Source organism: Thermosynechococcus sp. PP555 (assembly GCF_031583225.1).
In the GTDB taxonomy this organism is placed as follows: Bacteria; Cyanobacteriota; Cyanobacteriia; order Thermosynechococcales; family Thermosynechococcaceae; genus Thermosynechococcus.
Genome location: NZ_CP134168.1, coordinates 1,594,537 through 1,611,232, shown reverse-complemented (window position 1 = coordinate 1,611,232; position 16,696 = coordinate 1,594,537). Strand labels below are relative to the sequence as shown.

18 protein-coding genes are annotated in these 16,696 nt (G+C 53.2%); 5 read left to right on the top strand and 13 right to left on the bottom strand.

The window, feature by feature from the left end:
- Positions 1-130: 130 nt before the first annotated feature.
- The 11 genes from nblS to RHH27_RS07830 form a co-directional block, all read right to left on the bottom strand.
- A complete protein-coding gene (gene nblS, locus RHH27_RS07880; protein WP_206199677.1) occupies positions 131-2,089 on the bottom strand; it encodes a two-component system sensor histidine kinase NblS in 1,959 nt (652 codons plus the stop codon).
- 46 nt (positions 2,090-2,135) lie between these two features.
- Positions 2,136-4,667 carry a mannose-1-phosphate guanyltransferase gene (locus tag RHH27_RS07875; RefSeq protein WP_286626649.1) on the bottom strand — a complete coding sequence of 844 codons (2,532 nt, stop codon included), beginning with the start codon at positions 4,665-4,667 and terminating at the stop codon, positions 2,136-2,138.
- 175 nt (positions 4,668-4,842) lie between these two features.
- Positions 4,843-6,354 carry a F0F1 ATP synthase subunit alpha gene (gene atpA / locus RHH27_RS07870; RefSeq protein ID WP_302676239.1) on the bottom strand — a complete coding sequence of 504 codons (1,512 nt, stop codon included), beginning with the start codon at positions 6,352-6,354 and terminating at the stop codon, positions 4,843-4,845.
- A 40-nt stretch (positions 6,355-6,394) separates the two neighbouring features.
- Positions 6,395-6,952 carry an ATP synthase F1 subunit delta gene (gene atpH / locus RHH27_RS07865; protein WP_302676240.1) on the bottom strand — a complete coding sequence of 186 codons (558 nt, stop codon included), beginning with the start codon at positions 6,950-6,952 and terminating at the stop codon, positions 6,395-6,397.
- Positions 6,949-7,479: a F0F1 ATP synthase subunit B gene (locus tag RHH27_RS07860; RefSeq protein ID WP_302676241.1), complete on the bottom strand. Its 531-nt coding sequence runs from the start codon at positions 7,477-7,479 to the stop codon at positions 6,949-6,951. The genes atpH and RHH27_RS07860 overlap by 4 nt, the downstream gene beginning before the upstream one ends.
- Before the next feature lie 11 nt (positions 7,480-7,490).
- Complete coding sequence (locus RHH27_RS07855; protein WP_206199672.1) at positions 7,491-7,907, bottom strand: F0F1 ATP synthase subunit B'; 417 nt, start codon at positions 7,905-7,907, stop codon at positions 7,491-7,493.
- Positions 7,908-7,968: 61 nt separating this feature from the next.
- Positions 7,969-8,217: an ATP synthase F0 subunit C gene (atpE, locus tag RHH27_RS07850; RefSeq protein WP_009767951.1), complete on the bottom strand. Its 249-nt coding sequence runs from the start codon at positions 8,215-8,217 to the stop codon at positions 7,969-7,971.
- A 73-nt stretch (positions 8,218-8,290) separates the two neighbouring features.
- The gene (gene atpB / locus RHH27_RS07845) at positions 8,291-9,049 is read right to left on the bottom strand and encodes a F0F1 ATP synthase subunit A (protein ID WP_149818298.1); all 759 of its coding nucleotides are present in this window, start codon (positions 9,047-9,049) and stop codon (positions 8,291-8,293) included.
- A gap of 41 nt (positions 9,050-9,090) precedes the next feature.
- Entirely contained in the window at positions 9,091-9,513 is a 423-nt protein-coding gene (locus tag RHH27_RS07840) for an ATP synthase subunit I (RefSeq protein ID WP_302676242.1), read from the bottom strand.
- Between the two features lie 63 nt (positions 9,514-9,576).
- Complete coding sequence (locus RHH27_RS07835) at positions 9,577-10,032, bottom strand: Mini-ribonuclease 3 (RefSeq protein ID WP_206199670.1); 456 nt, start codon at positions 10,030-10,032, stop codon at positions 9,577-9,579.
- A gap of 54 nt (positions 10,033-10,086) precedes the next feature.
- Entirely contained in the window at positions 10,087-10,497 is a 411-nt protein-coding gene (locus tag RHH27_RS07830) for an STAS domain-containing protein (protein WP_225901526.1), read from the bottom strand.
- 141 nt (positions 10,498-10,638) lie between these two features.
- Here RHH27_RS07830 and RHH27_RS07825 point away from each other — a divergent pair, with 141 nt between their 5' ends.
- The 5 genes from RHH27_RS07825 to hemB all read left to right on the top strand — a co-directional run bounded on the left by RHH27_RS07825 (position 10,639) and on the right by hemB (position 15,011).
- The gene (locus RHH27_RS07825) at positions 10,639-10,842 is read left to right on the top strand and encodes a hypothetical protein (protein WP_302677977.1); all 204 of its coding nucleotides are present in this window, start codon (positions 10,639-10,641) and stop codon (positions 10,840-10,842) included.
- A gap of 131 nt (positions 10,843-10,973) precedes the next feature.
- Positions 10,974-12,419 carry a deoxyribodipyrimidine photo-lyase, 8-HDF type gene (locus RHH27_RS07820; protein ID WP_315862885.1) on the top strand — a complete coding sequence of 482 codons (1,446 nt, stop codon included), beginning with the start codon at positions 10,974-10,976 and terminating at the stop codon, positions 12,417-12,419.
- Positions 12,420-12,491: 72 nt separating this feature from the next.
- A complete protein-coding gene (gene map, locus RHH27_RS07815) occupies positions 12,492-13,316 on the top strand; it encodes a type I methionyl aminopeptidase (RefSeq protein ID WP_206199667.1) in 825 nt (274 codons plus the stop codon).
- A 5-nt stretch (positions 13,317-13,321) separates the two neighbouring features.
- Positions 13,322-13,870: an NUDIX hydrolase gene (locus tag RHH27_RS07810; protein WP_149818284.1), complete on the top strand. Its 549-nt coding sequence runs from the start codon at positions 13,322-13,324 to the stop codon at positions 13,868-13,870.
- A gap of 154 nt (positions 13,871-14,024) precedes the next feature.
- On the top strand, positions 14,025-15,011 hold the full coding sequence (gene hemB / locus RHH27_RS07805) for a porphobilinogen synthase (RefSeq protein ID WP_149818282.1): 987 nt from the start codon (positions 14,025-14,027) through the stop codon (positions 15,009-15,011).
- Here the strand turns inward: hemB and RHH27_RS07800 are convergent.
- The gene (locus tag RHH27_RS07800; RefSeq protein WP_302677976.1) at positions 15,008-15,556 is read right to left on the bottom strand and encodes an NADPH-dependent FMN reductase; all 549 of its coding nucleotides are present in this window, start codon (positions 15,554-15,556) and stop codon (positions 15,008-15,010) included. The two genes, hemB and RHH27_RS07800, sit on opposite strands and share 4 nt — an antisense overlap.
- Before the next feature lie 61 nt (positions 15,557-15,617).
- Positions 15,618-16,658, bottom strand: a complete 1,041-nt coding sequence (locus tag RHH27_RS07795) for a hypothetical protein (RefSeq protein ID WP_302677975.1) — start codon at positions 16,656-16,658, stop codon at positions 15,618-15,620.
- Between the last annotated feature and the right edge of the window lie 38 nt (positions 16,659-16,696).

The following is a 16,696-nucleotide window of genomic DNA, read 5'->3' as shown; positions in this document are numbered from 1 at the left end:
TCTTTTCCTGAGGGTCAAGCCCAAGGAACCATCGGCGTGAGGAGTTATTGATTCTTGCCTTCAGATTTTAGCGGATCATTTGTGGTTGTTGGCAACGATCGCCCCCATCAACACTGACTCCGAACCTGTTTCAAGCGGGGGGAAGTGCCGTTTCAGCAGTGCCATCAGGGTTATTAACGAGGGCGGATTCATCAATGGCCAAATCAAACCAAAAGGTACTGCCGACCCCCAATTCACTAATTAAATGAATTTGTGTATTGTGCTTGTGGATAATATCTTGGACAATGGCCAACCCCAGCCCTGTCCCCTCTAGGGTATGCACGCGATTCTCAACGCGGAAAAACCGTTCAAAGACGCGGGGTTGATCCTCTGGGGCAATGCCCATACCCGTGTCGGCGACTTCAATGCGCACCCGTTCCTGCTCTGGATCGCTGGGGGGATGCCAGACATAGGCACGAATGGTTACCCGTCCATTTTCGGGGGTAAACTTCAAAGCATTCCCCACCAAGTTAGTGAGGGCACCAATGAGTAGATCGTAGTTGCCCCAAACCGGTGGCAAGGGGTTTTCCACTTCGGCAGTGAGGGTAATGGACTTATTGGCAGCATTGAGTTGGTAGGTGCGCATGATCTGATCAATCACCTGCGCCATCTGTACCGAGCCAAATTGATAGGGGCGACCCGATTCGAGGCGAGAAATATCGAGGAAATCATTCACAAGGCGGGTCAGGCGATCGGTCTCGTGATTCGCGGTTTCCAGAAACTCCTGCTGCTCTTTTTCACTAAGACTGCTGCCGTACTCTTGAATGGTTTCGATGATCGATTTGATATTGAATAGAGGTGTGCGCAATTCGTGGGAAACATTGCTAATCAATTGCGCTTTGGCTTCGTTGAGTTCCACCTCGCGGGTGATGTCCTGAATCGTAATCGCAATGCCCTTGGGTTTTTCCCGTTGCACATCCATAACCGTTGTCAGCAAAATGCGTACCGATCGCGAGCTGGGTTCTTGGAGCGTGACGCGAAATTCTCCCCCTTCCGATTCGCCCTTGGAGGCTTTGTAGAGAGGACAGGTGAGTTTTTCACACACCGGCGCCGGAAAACAGTTCAGGGCATTTTGACCAATGACATTCATTCCCTCCCAATTAAAGAGACGTTGAGCCGTGGGGTTGACCAAAATAATCCGCATGTCAGTGTCCAACAGGATTGCCCCATCGGCAATGGTGGAAACCAAGGTATCCAGCTTGGCTTTTTCCGCTTGCAGTTCTTCAATGTTTTGCGCTTCGTAGGAAGCAAGCCGCTCTGCCATGTCATTAAAGCTAGCAATCAACTCCCCCAGTTCACCACCAAAGGGCAGGTTAATGCGTTGCTTAAAATTTCCTGCGGCAATGTTTTTCACCCCCTGTACCAACTCTTTGATGGGTTGGGTAATGGTCAGGGCATTGAACACCCCGCCCAAGATCACCATGATCCAGAGGGAGACAAAGACGGCGATCGTGAGATCCCGCGTGAGATTGGCAGAGGCAATAAGCGTTTGGTTGGGATTAATGCCCAAAGCCACAACTCCTAGATTTTCATCATTAAATATCAATGGCACAAAGACATCGGCCACAAGGCCGTCGGGGGTTTGGTGTTGGCGCACAAGGGGTTCTTGGCTGGCACGGTAGGTGTCCGGCAGTTGAATACGGCGGCGCAGGGTCAGCGCACTTTCCACTTGGGGGGCAGAGTAGGGGAGGCCATAGTAAATTTCGCCATCGGGATCGGCATAAAGGATGTAGCGAATACTGGCACTGCGCTCATAGAACTTACGGGAAAATTCGGCAACAGCGGCGGTATCCCCCTTGGCCACGAGGGGCGCCACATCGGCAGCTAAGAGCAACCCCAAATCGCGGCCATAGCGGGTGTCATTGAGGTGGGCATTGGTTTGAATGGTATTCACCGCCCAAAAGGTGAAACCACTCATGATGATCGAGACCACGAGGGTTGCTGTGGCCATGAGGCGGGTTTGAATTTTGAATTCCGACCACCAACGGGCAATGCCCCGCAATTTATCGCTCAAGTCCCCTTGGGTTTTCTCGGTTTTCAACACCACCATTGCGCCTAACGTACGAAAAATTTTCCCTGATTCTACGGGATTTTGCTCACATTTTTATTGTGGCATCTGAGAGGGGTTCCAAGCGGGCAAACTCTTCAATGCGGCGGCTATAGCGTTGCAGCATCTGCTCACTCCAAGTGGCATCGGGACTATTGACGTAGAGGTGTACCAATGGCTCACTGGCATCGGGCAGAATCAGTACCCAGTGGTCAGTATTGGGTTCACCAATTTTGACGCCATCAATGAGACTCAAGTGATTGCGGGGATGGGTTTCCACCAAGTGGCGCATCAATGACCCTTTGGCAATCCAAGGACAGCGAATCGGGCGATGATAGTAGTGGACGCGGGGCAGTTCTTGGCGCATGACGGTGAGGGGTTTGCCAATCAGTGCCAGCAGTTCGATCAGGGTGGCGATCGTAAACATGGCATCAAATCCCGGATGCAGTTGTGGGAAAATAAATCCCGTTTCCGCAGAACCGCCGAGAACCACACCGCTGTGGTGTTGGCAGGCTTCCATGAGATCAGTGGGGTTGGTGCGACTGCGAATCACTTGTCCGCCCTGTTGATGGGCGATCGCCTCCACCGCACTAGAAGTTGTGACCGGCACCACGACAGTGCCCCCCGGATGGGTCAAGAGGATCAAGTAGGTCATCAACGCTGTGAGTTCTTGATCACTGAACACCTGACCGGCATTGTCCACTAAGGTCAACCGTTCACCATTGGCGGAGACTTGCACCCCCAAACTGGCAGATAGCGCTGTCACCACCTGTCCCAGTTCCCGCAGGAGTCGCTGTCGCTCGAGAATATTGAGGGGGGTTGGGTGCAGGGTGGCATTGAGAACAACGGCATCACAGCCAAACTTACTGAGGATTTGTGGCAAGACAACCCCAGAAACGGCATAGGCATAGTCAATGACAATTTTGGCGGCGCTACCATAAAACAGTTGGGTATTTAGCCACTTTTCAAAGCCCTGGGCATAGGCGGCCACGCAGTTGTTGGGATGGGTCATGACACCGACATCCGTAAGTAGGGCGCGGCGAATATCTTCGCGGAAGTAGGCGGTTTCAATTTGCCGCTCTTTGGCTTTGCTCAGGTTGATGCCCTTATGGTCAAAAAACTCAATCAACAGTTGATCGGCGCGATCGGGATGGGCACGCACATGAATTCCGCCGCTGACTGAAAGGGTTTGGGCAGCAAAGCGGGCAATCGGTAGGGCGATCGCCTCCAAATTGAGGACATGAATCCCCACCGACATCAAACCCGACATCAGAGCATGGGACACCATCCGCGACACATTGCGCTGATCTCGCGACACCAGCACACTAGTTCCGGGCTCAAGGATTGAAGCATAGGCGGCCGCCAGCCGCACAGCAAACTCCGGTGTAATGTCCACATTGGCCACACCGGCTACCCCCCGCTGGCCAAAGAGATAGCGTTGCCCCGTTGTGCCCCAGATCAGGCTTTCATTGACAATTGCACCCGCTTCAATGCGTTTGCCCGGCCAAAGCCGCACCCCCTGACTGAGGCTAGCTTCCTCCCCGACCACACAGCGACTGCCAATAATTACCCCTTCGTGCACCCTCACATGGCGATCGACATGGACATGGCGAGCCAAAATGCAGTGCTCTAATTCACTGTCATCCCCAATAAAACAGCCACTCCAAGCCACCACTGAGCGCAACCGACTGCCATTACCAACAATCACGTTATCTCCCAAGATCGTCCCTGCCCCAAGGGTGACCCCCGCACCAAAGCGGCAGTTATTGCCCAAGACTAGCGGCGCCTGTAGCTGAACTGTTTGCGGCAATGTGGTGTTGTGCCCTACCCAAATTTGCGGCTGAACTTCGTGCCCCTGAATTTCCAAGTGCACGCGGCCATAGAGGGCATCCTGTTGCACCTGTTGATAGGTTTGCAGACTACCGACATCGCACCAGTAGGCATCGGTGATATAACCATACATCGGCACATCCGCCTGCAATAGCAACGGGAATAAATCCCGCGAAAAATCCCGCTCGATGCCGCTATTGAGATAGTCCATGACAGCAGGGCTGAGGATGTAGATGCCTGTATTCACCGTATCCGTAAAGACTTCCCCCGCTGAGGGCTTCTCGAGAAACCGCCGCACGCGACCATCGCTATCAGTAAAGACAATACCAAACTCCTTCGGTTGAGGTACACGGGCAAGGATCAGGGTTACGGGAGCACCGTGCTGCTGGTGAAAACGGAGGGCATCGGTTAAATCGATATCGGTAATGCTATCGCCACTGACCACCAAAAAAGGATCCGTTAGCAAATTGGCAATGTTTTTGACTGAACCTGCTGTGCCAAGGGGCTGCTCTTCCTCAACGACATAGCTTAGGTGCACCCCAAACTCATTCCCATCGCCAAAATAGTCGCGCACGACATCGGGGAGATAGTGCAATGTCATGACCACATCATCAAGGCTATGGCGGCGTAGGAGATTGAGAATATGCTCAGCAATGGGACGATTGACCACCGGCACCATTGGCTTAGGTAGATCACAGGTGAGGGGACGCAACCGAGTACCACTTCCCCCGGCCATGAGGACGACACGCACTGTTTTCTCCTTTGTCAAACCTCGCCCTAGGATCCCAGTGTAGGAGAGGACGGCAGGCTCAGGGGGATGGCTTCAGGAAACTGCAATGATTTTTGACACTTGAGAGTAGCCTAGGCATAAAAAAACCTACCCTGGGTAGAGGGCAGGTTCAGAGCATGATATAACGCGATCGCGCCTAGGCAGTAAAGCCAGCTTTGTATTCGGCGATCGCCTCTTTCAGCAAGGCTTCAGCTTTTTCATCCAGTTTTTGGGTGGTGCGGATGATTTCGCCGTATTCGGGCTTGCTTGTGTGCAGGTAGTCCCGCAGACCGGCAACAAACTTGGCCACTGCCTCAACGGGGATGTCGTCAAGGTAGCCATTGGTACCGGCGTAAATGGTTGCCACTTGGTATTCCACCGGAATGGGTGAGTACTGGGGCTGCTTGAGAATTTCCCGCAGGCGTTGGCCTCGTGCCAGTTGGTTTTGGGTGGCTTTATCCAAGTCAGAGGCAAACTGGGCAAAGGCTTGCAGTTCATCAAATTGCGCCAATTCCAGCTTCAGTTTGCCAGCCACCTGCTTCATGGCTTTGATTTGAGCAGCAGAACCCACCCGTGACACGGAAATCCCCGCGTTGATGGCAGGACGCAAGCCAGCGTTGAAGAGGTCAGAGGAGAGGAAGATTTGACCGTCGGTAATGGAAATGACGTTGGTGGGAATGTAGGCAGACACGTCACCGGCTTGGGTTTCAACCACAGGAAGCGCCGTCATGCTGCCACCGCCGAGGGCATCGTTGAGTTTGGCGGCACGCTCCAGCAGGCGGGAGTGGAGATAAAACACATCCCCAGGGTAGGCTTCACGACCGGGAGGACGGCGCAGCAGCAGCGACATTTGCCGATAGGCTTGCGCTTGTTTGGAGAGGTCGTCATAAATGACGAGGGTGTGCTTGCCTTGGTACATGAAGTACTCAGCAATCGTGGCACCGGTGTAGGGGGCGAGATACTGCAAAGCGGCTGGATCACTGGCGTTAGCGGCAATCACAATCGTGTAATCGAGTGCACCCCGCTCCCGCAGCACGTTCACCACTTGAGCGACACTGGACGCTTTTTGACCAATGGCCACATAGACGCAAATCACATCTTGGCCTTTTTGGTTCAGAATTGTGTCAATGGCAACGGCCGTTTTTCCGGTCTGGCGATCGCCAATGATCAGTTCTCGCTGACCACGACCAATGGGAATCATGGCGTCAATAGCCGTAATCCCCGTTTGCAACGGCTCACACACCGATTTGCGCTGGACAATACCGGGGGCAGGGGATTCAATCAGGCGGGTTGCCGTTGTGTGGATCTCGCCTTTGCCGTCAATGGGGCGCACTAGGGCATCCACCACCCGACCAATGACCGCTTCACCCACAGGCACGGAAGCAATTTTGCCAGTGGCCCGCACCGTACTGCCTTCTTCAATACCGAGGCCATCGCCCATCAGCACCACCCCCACGTTATCCTCTTCGAGGTTAAGGGCAATTCCCACGGTGCCGTCTTCAAATTCCACCAATTCTGAGGCCATCACTTTGTCGAGGCCATAGACACGGGCAATGCCATCGCCCACCTGCAAGACAGTACCGACATTATCGACTTTGATCGACTGTTCGTACTGCTCGATTTGCTGGCGAATAATGCTACTGATTTCGTCGGGTCGGATACTTACCATAGAAGTCGCTCTCAAGGGTTGAACAGTTTACAAAGGGACGTTAGGCGGCTTGCGCCAAGGTGAGACTGAGGCGGCGGAGTTGACCCCGCAGGCTGGCATCAAAGATTTGGGAGCCAACTTTAATCACCACACCACCAATTAGTTCGGGATCGCAGGCAGTAACCAGCTCTACATCGGCAGCACCGGTCATGGCTTTGACCTTTTCAACCACGGCACGGCGTTGATCGTCGTTGAGTTCGACGGCACTGGTGACTTCCGCCAAGACCACATTGCGGAGTTTGCGCACAAGGGCACGATACTGCTCACAAATAGGGCCAAGAAAGTTAATTCGCCGCCGATCCACGAGCAACATTAAGAAGTTGAGGAAGTAGCCATGCACCTTCTCCACGGTCAACTGCCGCAGCACGTTCTTTTTGGCCTCAGGCTTGATCAGGGGATTGGCGAGAAACTGTTGCAGTTCACTGGAGCTGGCAAGGAGTTCCAGAATTAACTGCGTGTCCTGCTGAAACTGATCAATGAGGTTGTGGGTTTGCGCTAACGACAGCAGCGCCTCGGCATAGGGTTCAACCAGTTCACCACGGACAGTGGTCTGCATCATTTGCCTCCTAGTAGGGCAATACTGCGATCAACAAGGGTACGCTGAAGGTCTGGATTTTGGCTCAAACGCGCTTTGAGTTGGTTTTCGGCCTCGGCAAGTGCCCTAGCGGCAATCCGCTCACGAATTTCGGCGATCGCCCGCTCAGTGGCGGCACTCGTATCTTGGGAAGCGGTTTCCTTCAAGCGCTCAATTTCCCGCTTGGCTTGGGCAATGAGTTCTTCCTTTGCAGCCTTGGCACGGGCAAGGGCGTCTTCGCGAATGCGTTGTGCCTCCTGCTTGGCCTGAGCCAGTTTTTGCTGCTCTTCGGTAAGGCGGGCAGCGGCCACTTTCTGGCGTTCTTCGGCTTCCGCAATGGCTGTGGCAATTTGTTGCTGGCGATCGCCCAAGGTTTTGCCAAGTACGCCCCGCCCAAAATACACCAATACCCCAATAATGATGGCAAGGTTGATCACATTGGTTTCGAGCAAATTGGTGTTAATGCCAAAATGCCCCGCTTCTTCCGTTGCCAATAAAAATACTGCGTCCATGACCCACACTCCTAGGCCAGTAACTTCGCTAATAACTGTTCACTCAAGCTGGCAACTTGACCCTCAAGCGCTTGCAGTGTCGCCTGCTTTTGCTGATCAATCTCTGCTTGAATCTTGAGTAACTCTGCCTGCACGGCCTGCTGTGCTTCGGCAATTTCGGCGGTGGCAATTTTTTGTGCCTCGGCTCTGGCCTCTTCAATCAAGGCTTGGGCTTGGCGACGGGTACTGGCCAATTCCTGCTCATACTGCTGAGCCAGTTCAGTGGCCTGTTGCAACCGCTCCTTGGCCTGCTGCAAGTTGGTTCGGATATATTCATCCCGATTGTCCAGCGCCTGACCCAAGGGCTTGTATAGCAGCGCATTCAAAATGACGGTCAAGATTAAGAATTGCACAGCCATCAGGGGTAGGGTGGCATCAAAATCAAACATCAGCCTCTCCAGAATGGGGGATCGGGGGAAAGCTCATCCAAGCCTCCCCCACTGGGGTTAATTAGGATGCAAAGGGGTTGGCAAACAGGAGCACCAGCGCAATCACCAGACCGTAGATGGTCAGCGACTCCATGAATGCCAAGGTCAGCAGCAGTGTACCCCGAATTTTACCTTCCGCTTCCGGTTGCCGCGCAATCCCTTCCACGGCTTGACCAGAGGCATTCCCTTGACCAATCCCAGGCCCAAGCGATGCCAAACCAATTGCCAGAGCAGCAGCCAAAACAGAAGCAGAAGCGACTAACGGATCCATAGTTGATTTCCTCGAGACGTAGTAGGACGAAACAAAATTTCCAGAGATAACAATAGCAGGGTATGTACCCCTTTTAGGAGTGCGCCTCTTCGTGCTCGCCGCCATGTCCCTCCATGGCCTCCCCAATATAGGTGGCTGCAAGGGTGGCAAACACAAGGGCTTGAATGGCACTGGTAAAGAGTCCCAAGGCCATCACGGGCAAGGGCACAAACAAGGGCACCAGCAACACCAAGACCCCCACCACCAATTCATCCGCCAAGATGTTGCCAAAAAGACGGAAGCTCAGGGAAAGCGGTTTTGTAAAATCTTCCAAGATGGCAATGGGAAGTAAGACGGGCGTTGGCTCGATGTACTTGGTGAAATACTTCAGCCCCCGCTTGCGTAGCCCGGCGTAGAAATAGGCCAAGGAGACCAGCAAAGCCAAGGCCACGGTGGTATTGATGTCATTGGTGGGTGCTGCTAGCTCCCCTTCTGGCAGTTCGATGAGTTTCCACGGTACCAGTGCGCCTGACCAGTTACAAACAAAAATGAACAGGAACAGTGTCCCCACAAAGGGAACCCAAGCTCGGTACTCGTGCTCACCCATTTGGCTCTTGGTCAAATCGCGGATGAATTCCAGCGCGTATTCCATCAAGTTTTGAATACCACTGGGCACCCGTTGGATATTCCGCGAGGCGGCAAAGGCCGCCGCAATCAGAATGGCCATCACAAACCAAGTGGTGATGAAGACTTGACCGTGAACTTTTAGGTTGCCAATATGCCAGTAGAAATGGTGCCCCACCTCCAACTTGGCAAGGGGAAGAGCTGTCCAAAGGTGTATCAAAGGCATCATGCCTCCGCGCTCGGTTGTCTAAGCACTACAGTGAGCCAGCGTTAAGGGGACGGCAAAACCGTACGAAACATATAGACCAGAATGGCGGCTTTGTAGGTTAAGAACCCCAAGAACACTGGAATAATATGTAGCTCTTGCCAACGGGCTGCCAAAATAATCACAACCACGACGACAAGGAGCTGCGTTTTCCCCAGCTTTTTCTGGTCGTTTCCTAGGCGCTCCACACTGCGGGCGAGGAGCCGCAGATAAATTAGGCTCGCACTTGCCCCCAAAAGGTAATTCAACGCTGTGTTCAGGCCGTAAATCAGCCAAACCGCTCCAAAGGCGATCGCCATCAGCACAAGGCTTGTCGTGAATAATTCGCGACAGAGTTGATAAAACTCGGCCATCGAGCCGCCCTTCTTTGGGGAATTGGCAATGGTTGATGGCACAGAGGGTGCTGAAGCAGAATCGGGAACGGTCACAGCAGAATAGGGAGCATCCGAGGATGCCTTGAACTGGCCACTAAGCATCCTATCACGCAGTGGTTACATTTCATTACGGGATTCTGCTTCGTCGATATTGCTGTTCATTTCATTGCGAATGTGCCGCTCAAGTAGTTGAAAAATCTCCTGTAGGCGTTGCGGATTGGTGAGGTAGAGGTATCCCAGTAGGGCTTCAAAGCCAGTAGCTTGACGGTAAATTTTTGCGGCAACTCGCTTTGGGCCATCGGCAGCCGCATTGCGACCCTGACGAAAAATCGAGCGTTCGGTTTCGGTGCAATGCTGCCAGAGGAAGTCCATATAACGGGCTTGACTTTCGGCACGCACATGCGCCACCACTTGGCGGTGGTAGGTATTAATACGTTGGGGGGGGGTTAGAAAAAGCCAGCGGATAAAGAGTTCATAAACGGCGTCGCCAACGTAGGCCAAAGCCGCCGGTGGCAGTTGATGGGCGGGAATTTTGGGGGGAACAAGGGGCAATAATCCAGCAGAGTCCAGCATGACGTTTCAGCTAAAAAGACCCCCCTTAGTTTTACTGCCACAGGAACAGAATGTTTAGGAATGGGTTTCGCCAGTAATTTGGGCGATCGCCGTCGCCAGATCCGGCTGAAGGGGCAAAAAGTTCTCTAAACGCACGAGTTTGACCGTTTGGGTGACGCGGGGATTGGTGACAATTTGCAGTTGACCCTGATGCTCTTGGGCTTTTTTGGCCAGTTGTACCAAAATGCCGAGGCCAGAGCTGTCAATAAACTCAATTTTTGAAAGGTCTAAGATGACGTTGGCAGGCCCATCGTCAAAACACTTACTAATGACCTTGCGAAAGGCCGACTCGGAGAACGCATCAATGAGACCCGTCAGGCGAAACACTTGATAGTTATCGCGAATCTCACGGGTACCTCTTAGGCTTTGGGTGAGGGCAAGTGGTTCAGAAATGAGAGCCTCCTTTGCCGATAACTGCACACACAAAACGATAGAAGACAAGTATAGATAAACGTGGCATCCTTGTCTATGACTTGATCGCTAACTCAACAAAAGTTTGGAAGTGCAGCAACCGCAGGAAGCTCTTTGCCAGAACCGCATCAGGTATTGCCCCTAGGAGTCGCCCCAATGAAATTCTCCAAACTCGTGATGAGCCTTCTCAGCAGTAGCGGTCTGGGATTGCTGAGTTTATCTATTTTCGCCCAAGAAACGCCAGCGGCGACTTATCCCCCAGAGGCGATCGCGGTCTTTATGCAGGAGTGTCAAACCAAATTTGCGGCGCAAGCGCCTCCCGGCTTTGGCGATCGCGGCATCGCTATTGCACTTGCCTGATAAACCGCCTCCAAGAAAAAATGAGCTATGAGGAATTTCAGAAAATGACTGCCGACAATGAACCCCCGGAAGTTAAAGCCGCAATCAATGAATGTATTGGCGCTATTTTCTAGTGCGCCTAGGATGGACGGGTGATGAGCCTGCGCCTCTTTTGGCATCGTCGCGATCTGCGCCTGAGTGACAGTGTGGGGTTGGCGGCTGCCTACACCCAAACTCCCAAAGTGGTTGGCATTTTTTGCTTTGACCCGGCGATTCTCAGTGCCTCGGACATTGCGGCGGTGCGGGTGACATACCTCGTGGGTTGCCTACAGGCCTTGCAAGAAGCCTATCAGCGACTTGGGGGGAGCTTTTTAATTTTTCATGGTGACCCGCGTCAAATTCTGCCCCAAGTGGCCAGTGGCTTAGGGGCGGTGGCGGTGCATTGGCATGAGGATGTGGAACCCTACGGTCGCGATCGCGATCGCGCTGTGGCTGCTGCCCTCAAGGAAAAGGGAATTGCTGTGGAAACTGCTTGGGATCAACTCCTGCATCCCCCAGAGGCCGTACAAACAAAACAGGGGCAGCCCTACACCGTCTATTCCCCCTTTTGGCGCAACTGGTCAAGCCTAGCTAAACCAGAGCCTGTCCCCAGCCCCAGCCACCTCGAACCCCTCACCGCAATAGAACAAGCAACTGCACGAACCTTGGGGGCGATTTCTCTCCCCACTGCCAAGGATTTGGGATTTCATTGGTCAGGAGAACTGATCCTTGCTCCCGGTGAAGCCGCCGCCCAAGCACAACTGGAGACATTTATTGGCCAGCACATTCAAGACTATGGTGAGCAGCGCAACTATCCAGCGCAACCTGGAACCTCCCTCTTAAGCCCTGCCCTCAAGTTCGGTGTCATTGGTATTCGTCGTGTCTGGGCAGCCAGTCAGGCCGCTATGGCCGCAGCCCGCAGTGAAGAGGCAAAAACGAGTATTCGCACGTGGCAGCAGGAATTGGCGTGGCGGGAGTTTTATCAGCACGCCCTCTATTGGTTTCCCCACTTGGCGGAGCGTCCCCATCGTGAACGATTTGCCACTTTTCCTTGGCTGAATCACGCAGAACACTTTGCGGCTTGGTGTGAGGGTCGCACCGGTTACCCAATTGTGGATGCCGCCATGCGCCAACTCAATGAAACGGGTTGGATGCATAACCGCTGCCGCATGATTGTGGCCAGTTTCCTCACTAAGGACTTGATCATCAATCCCCAATGGGGTGAGCGGTACTTTATGCAAAAACTGATTGATGGCGACTTGGCAGCCAATAATGGCGGTTGGCAGTGGAGTGCCTCTAGTGGGATGGATCCAAAGCCGCTGCGGATTTTTAACCCAGCCAGTCAAGCGCAAAAATTTGATCCTGAGGCGGAGTATATTCGCCGTTGGCTGCCGGAGTTGAAATCCCTCGATACGGCAGATTTGGTGACGGGAACTATTTCTCCCCTAGAGCGGCATCGCTGCGGTTATCCCTTGCCAATTGTGGATCACGGCCAGCAACAGCGGCGATTTAAGCAGCTCTATCAAGCGCATGTTCGTTCACCCATCCCTCAAGGATAAAATTGACATTCCCCTGATCAGCGCAACAGCGTTATCCTGAAAAAGAACGATTTTTGCGGTTGCATCGCGCCCATGAATATCCTTGGTAGTCTGCTCACTCCCCCCACCACCCCCATTCAAACCCGTCCCCGCCGTGGCATTGAAATTAAGTCCAAGCGAGAAATTGAGATTATGCGGCAGGCCTCGCGCATTGTGGCGACGGTGCTCAAGGAAATTTCCCAGATGATCGAGCCGGGCATGACGACGGCGGATCTCGATGCCTATGCCGAGAAACGCATCCGCGAAATGGGGGCAACACCGAGCTTCAAAGGCTATCAGGGCTTTCCGGCCTCCATTTGCGCTTGCATCAACAACGAGGTGGTTCATGGCATTCCCAGCCCCCGCAAAGTGATTCGCAATGGCGACATCGTTAAGATTGATACCGGTGCCTACTACAATGGCTTCCATGGCGACTCTTGCATTACGATTCCAGTGGGGGAAATCTCCGAGGAAGCGGCCAAGCTGGTAAAAGTGGCTGAAGAAGCCCTCTACCGCGGCATTGAGCAGGTTAAAGAAGGCAACTACCTCATGGATTTGGCGGGTGCTATTCAAGATTATGTCGAAGCCAATGGCTTTGTTGTGGTCGAGGACTTTACTGGCCACGGCGTGGGGCGCAATCTCCACGAAGAACCTTCGGTATTTAACTTCCGCACCAATGAACTTAAGAATGTGCGGCTACGGGCGGGGATGACCTTGGCCATTGAACCCATTGTGAATGCGGGTTCAAAACAGGTGCGGATTTTGCGCGATCGCTGGACAGCGGTTACGGTTGATAATTCCCTCTCTGCCCAATTTGAGCACACGGTCTTGGTCACCAAAACGGGCTACGAAATTCTCACCGATCGCACCCTTGTCTAACCCCTATGACGAAAATCCCCCCCGAAGTCCTCGAACGCCACTGCTTTTGCCGCAGTCGTAAGTTTACCTTTGAGGTCAATCAATATCGCTTGCCCCATGGGTCTGTCTCGATCTTGGGAACTGTGCGGCATCCAGGGGGGGCATTAGCTGTGCCGGTGACCCCAGAGGGCAACCTGATCCTTGTCAAACAATACCGCTTTGCCACTGAGGAATATCTGCTGGAGTTCCCAGCGGGCACCGTTGAGGATCACGAAAAGCCTTTTGCCACCATTGAGCGCGAGATTGAAGAGGAAACGGGCTACCGCGCCCACCATTGGCAAAAACTGGGAGAGTTTTACATTGCCCCCGGCTATTCTGATGAAGTGATCTACGCCTACTTGGCCACTGAGCTGGAAAAACTAGAGACACCCCCGCCTCAGGACACCGACGAGCACATTGAAATTGTGGAGTTTTCTCTAGCTGACTTGGCCGCTGCGATTCATAGTGGTCAAGTGAAAGATGCCAAGACCGTCACCAGTTTCTATCTGGCCTTGCCCTATCTGCAACCCGCTTGAACACTGAAGTTGTTCGTAAACGTTTGTAAGCATCCTGCACCGCCCACAGTCTTGATCCCTCAAGGTGAGATAATGCGGAAATAATCCAAAGGTTGTACGTGCTGACTCACAGCCGTTTGAACTGGGACATTACTGAGTTTTTGATTGTTGAATTATGGAGCTAACCCATCGGCCTCGCCGTTTACGCCGCACGGCTCAAATTCGTCGCTTGGTGCGCGAGCATACCCTAACCACAGGGGATTTGATCTATCCGGTCTTTGTCATGGAGGGGGAAGATCAGGTGCAGGAAGTCCCCTCAATGCCCGACTGCTATCGCTATACGCTGGATCGCCTGATTTTAGAGCTGAAGGAGGTCTATGCCTTGGGAATTGGGGCGATCGCGCTATTTCCCCTTGTGCCTGAGCACCTCAAGGACAATGCAGGTACTGAAAGCTACAATCCTGAGGGTCTTGTCCAGCGATCGGTACGTGCCATTAAGGCTGTCTTACCCGACCTGCTGATCTTTACCGATGTCGCCCTTGATCCCTACAGCAGCGAAGGCCACGATGGCATTGTCAAAGATGGCGAAATTCTCAATGACGAAACCGTAGAGGTGCTGGTGAAACAGGCAGTGAGTCAAGCGGCTGCCGGGGCTGATTTTGTTGCTCCGTCAGATATGATGGATGGCCGTGTCGGTGCCATTCGGGCGGGTCTAGATGCCGCAGGCTACACCCACGTGGGGATTCTCGCCTACTCTGCGAAATACGCCTCCGCCTACTATGGCCCTTTTCGCGATGCTTTAGATTCGGCACCGAAGTTTGGTGATAAAAAAACCTACCAAATGGATCCAGCCAATGTCCGCGAAGCAGTGCGGGAGGTCAGCTTGGATATTGAGGAGGGCGCCGATCTGGTGATGGTGAAACCTGCCCTTGCCTACATGGATGTCATTGCCCAACTCAAGCAGGTGAGCGATGTTCCCGTGGCCGCCTACAACGTTTCCGGAGAATACGCAATGGTGAAAGCCGCCGCCCGCAATGGCTGGATTGATGAGAAAAAAGTGGTGCTGGAAACCCTTCTTGGCTTTAAGCGGGCAGGTGCTGATGTCATTCTCACCTACCATGCCAAGCAGGTGGCGCAGTGGCTGCAAGAGGGATTGAATTAGGCGCTTACTTCTCGTAGTTGACGGGTGGTCTGAATCCAACTGGCAATCATTTTGTCCACTCGCTCATCGAGCTTGGGATCCCTCAATTGTCCCTCGGGTGTGAAGGCTTGCCACGCCTGACCAATGGCCACCTGTTCTGGAATCACCCACGCATGTACCCAGCGCAAGATCACCCGCAGATCATTGAGGGCATTGCTGTTGGTTTGGCCACCGAGGACACTCATCATGGCGACCACTTTGCCGCTGAGGTGTTCAAAGCTGAGGAGATCAAGGGAGTTCTTGAGCACACCGCTAACGCTGCCGTGGTACTCCGGGGTCACCAGCAAAATACCATCGGCTTCCTTGACCTTGGTTTGAAAGATGGCGACATCGGGGTAGTCGGGGTAGCTCTCAGCACCGGTACAAAAGGGGAGCGTCATTTGCCGTAAATCCAGACGTTCAACGGTAACCCCTTGGGCGGCTGCTTTGGCAATGGCAACATCTAGGGCGCTTTGAGAGTAGGAGCCATCCCGCAGACTCCCTGCCCAACCAATGAATTTGACCATAAACAAACTCGTAATGACTATGGCTTATTATACAAAATTGAGATTTGTTCAAACATCCTCCCTAAGAAGGAACCTCACTCAGGGAAATGGATCCACCCGTGGCCATTTGGGCAATGACGCGTTGTAACTGCGCTAGCGATCGCTCGGCCTCGGTGTAGCGATCCTTCCAGTGTTGAACAGCGGTTTCCTGCTCCCGTGCCTGCTGTGCCTGATGGAGAATTTGCTCTTGGAGTTCGGCAATTTGGGCTTCTAGGTGTTGTAGGCGTTCCTGTTGTTGACTAGTGCGCGCCTCCAGCTCTTGGTTGTAGTGCTGGGTGGTCATATATTGCAGGCGCTGTTGCTGATACTCCCGCTCCAGTTCTTGGAGCTTGGTTTGGGTTTTTAGGAGGGTTTTACTCAGTCCCTGAATAACATTGTTTTTGCTGACCTCTGATCCTTGCGTCTGTTGCAGCGCAGTGATGATCCGTTCTTGGGTTTCAATTAAATGGTTGGCTTGGGTGAGGCGACGGTTGAGATCATCCAGTTGGGTTTGGCGATCGCTCAATTCTGAGCGGGCTTGTTCAAGGCGAGTTTGCAGCAGCGCTTTTTCCTCTTGGACTTGGCGCAGTTGGGATTCAAGGAGTTGATATTCCTGTTCCCGTTGCCGCAGGAGGCGATGGCTATTCACCAATTTAGCCTCGAGGGCATCTTGAGCCTTGAGGAGCCGATCCACCTCCTGATGCAGGTGCTCAATTTCCGTTTGCGATTGCTGAAGAATCGTTTCCAAGGATTGGCGATGGTGGCTCATTTCGGCCAACTCGTGGGCACAGGTGGCTTGGGAGCGCAATTGTTCTTGGAGGGCAACGATTGCCTGTTGTTGAATCTGAGCCGTTTCTTCCGTACGAGCAAGTAAGTCTTCCAAAAAGGCCTGATTGCGCAGTTGCTGCTTCAGCTCGTTAATATAGTGTTCGCATTGGTCAATGGCCTGCTCTAAATAACGGATGCGCTCTTGGCTACTGTCACTCCCTGCAACAGGAGTAGCCGCTAGGGAACCTTCAGCCAGCGGTTCAGAAGGCATCGGATTCCATGGAAAACTGAGTTGCTGGGGCAGCTGTGCTTCCATTGCAGCAGGGGTGAGAATCGTGCCACTCTTCCCTAGTT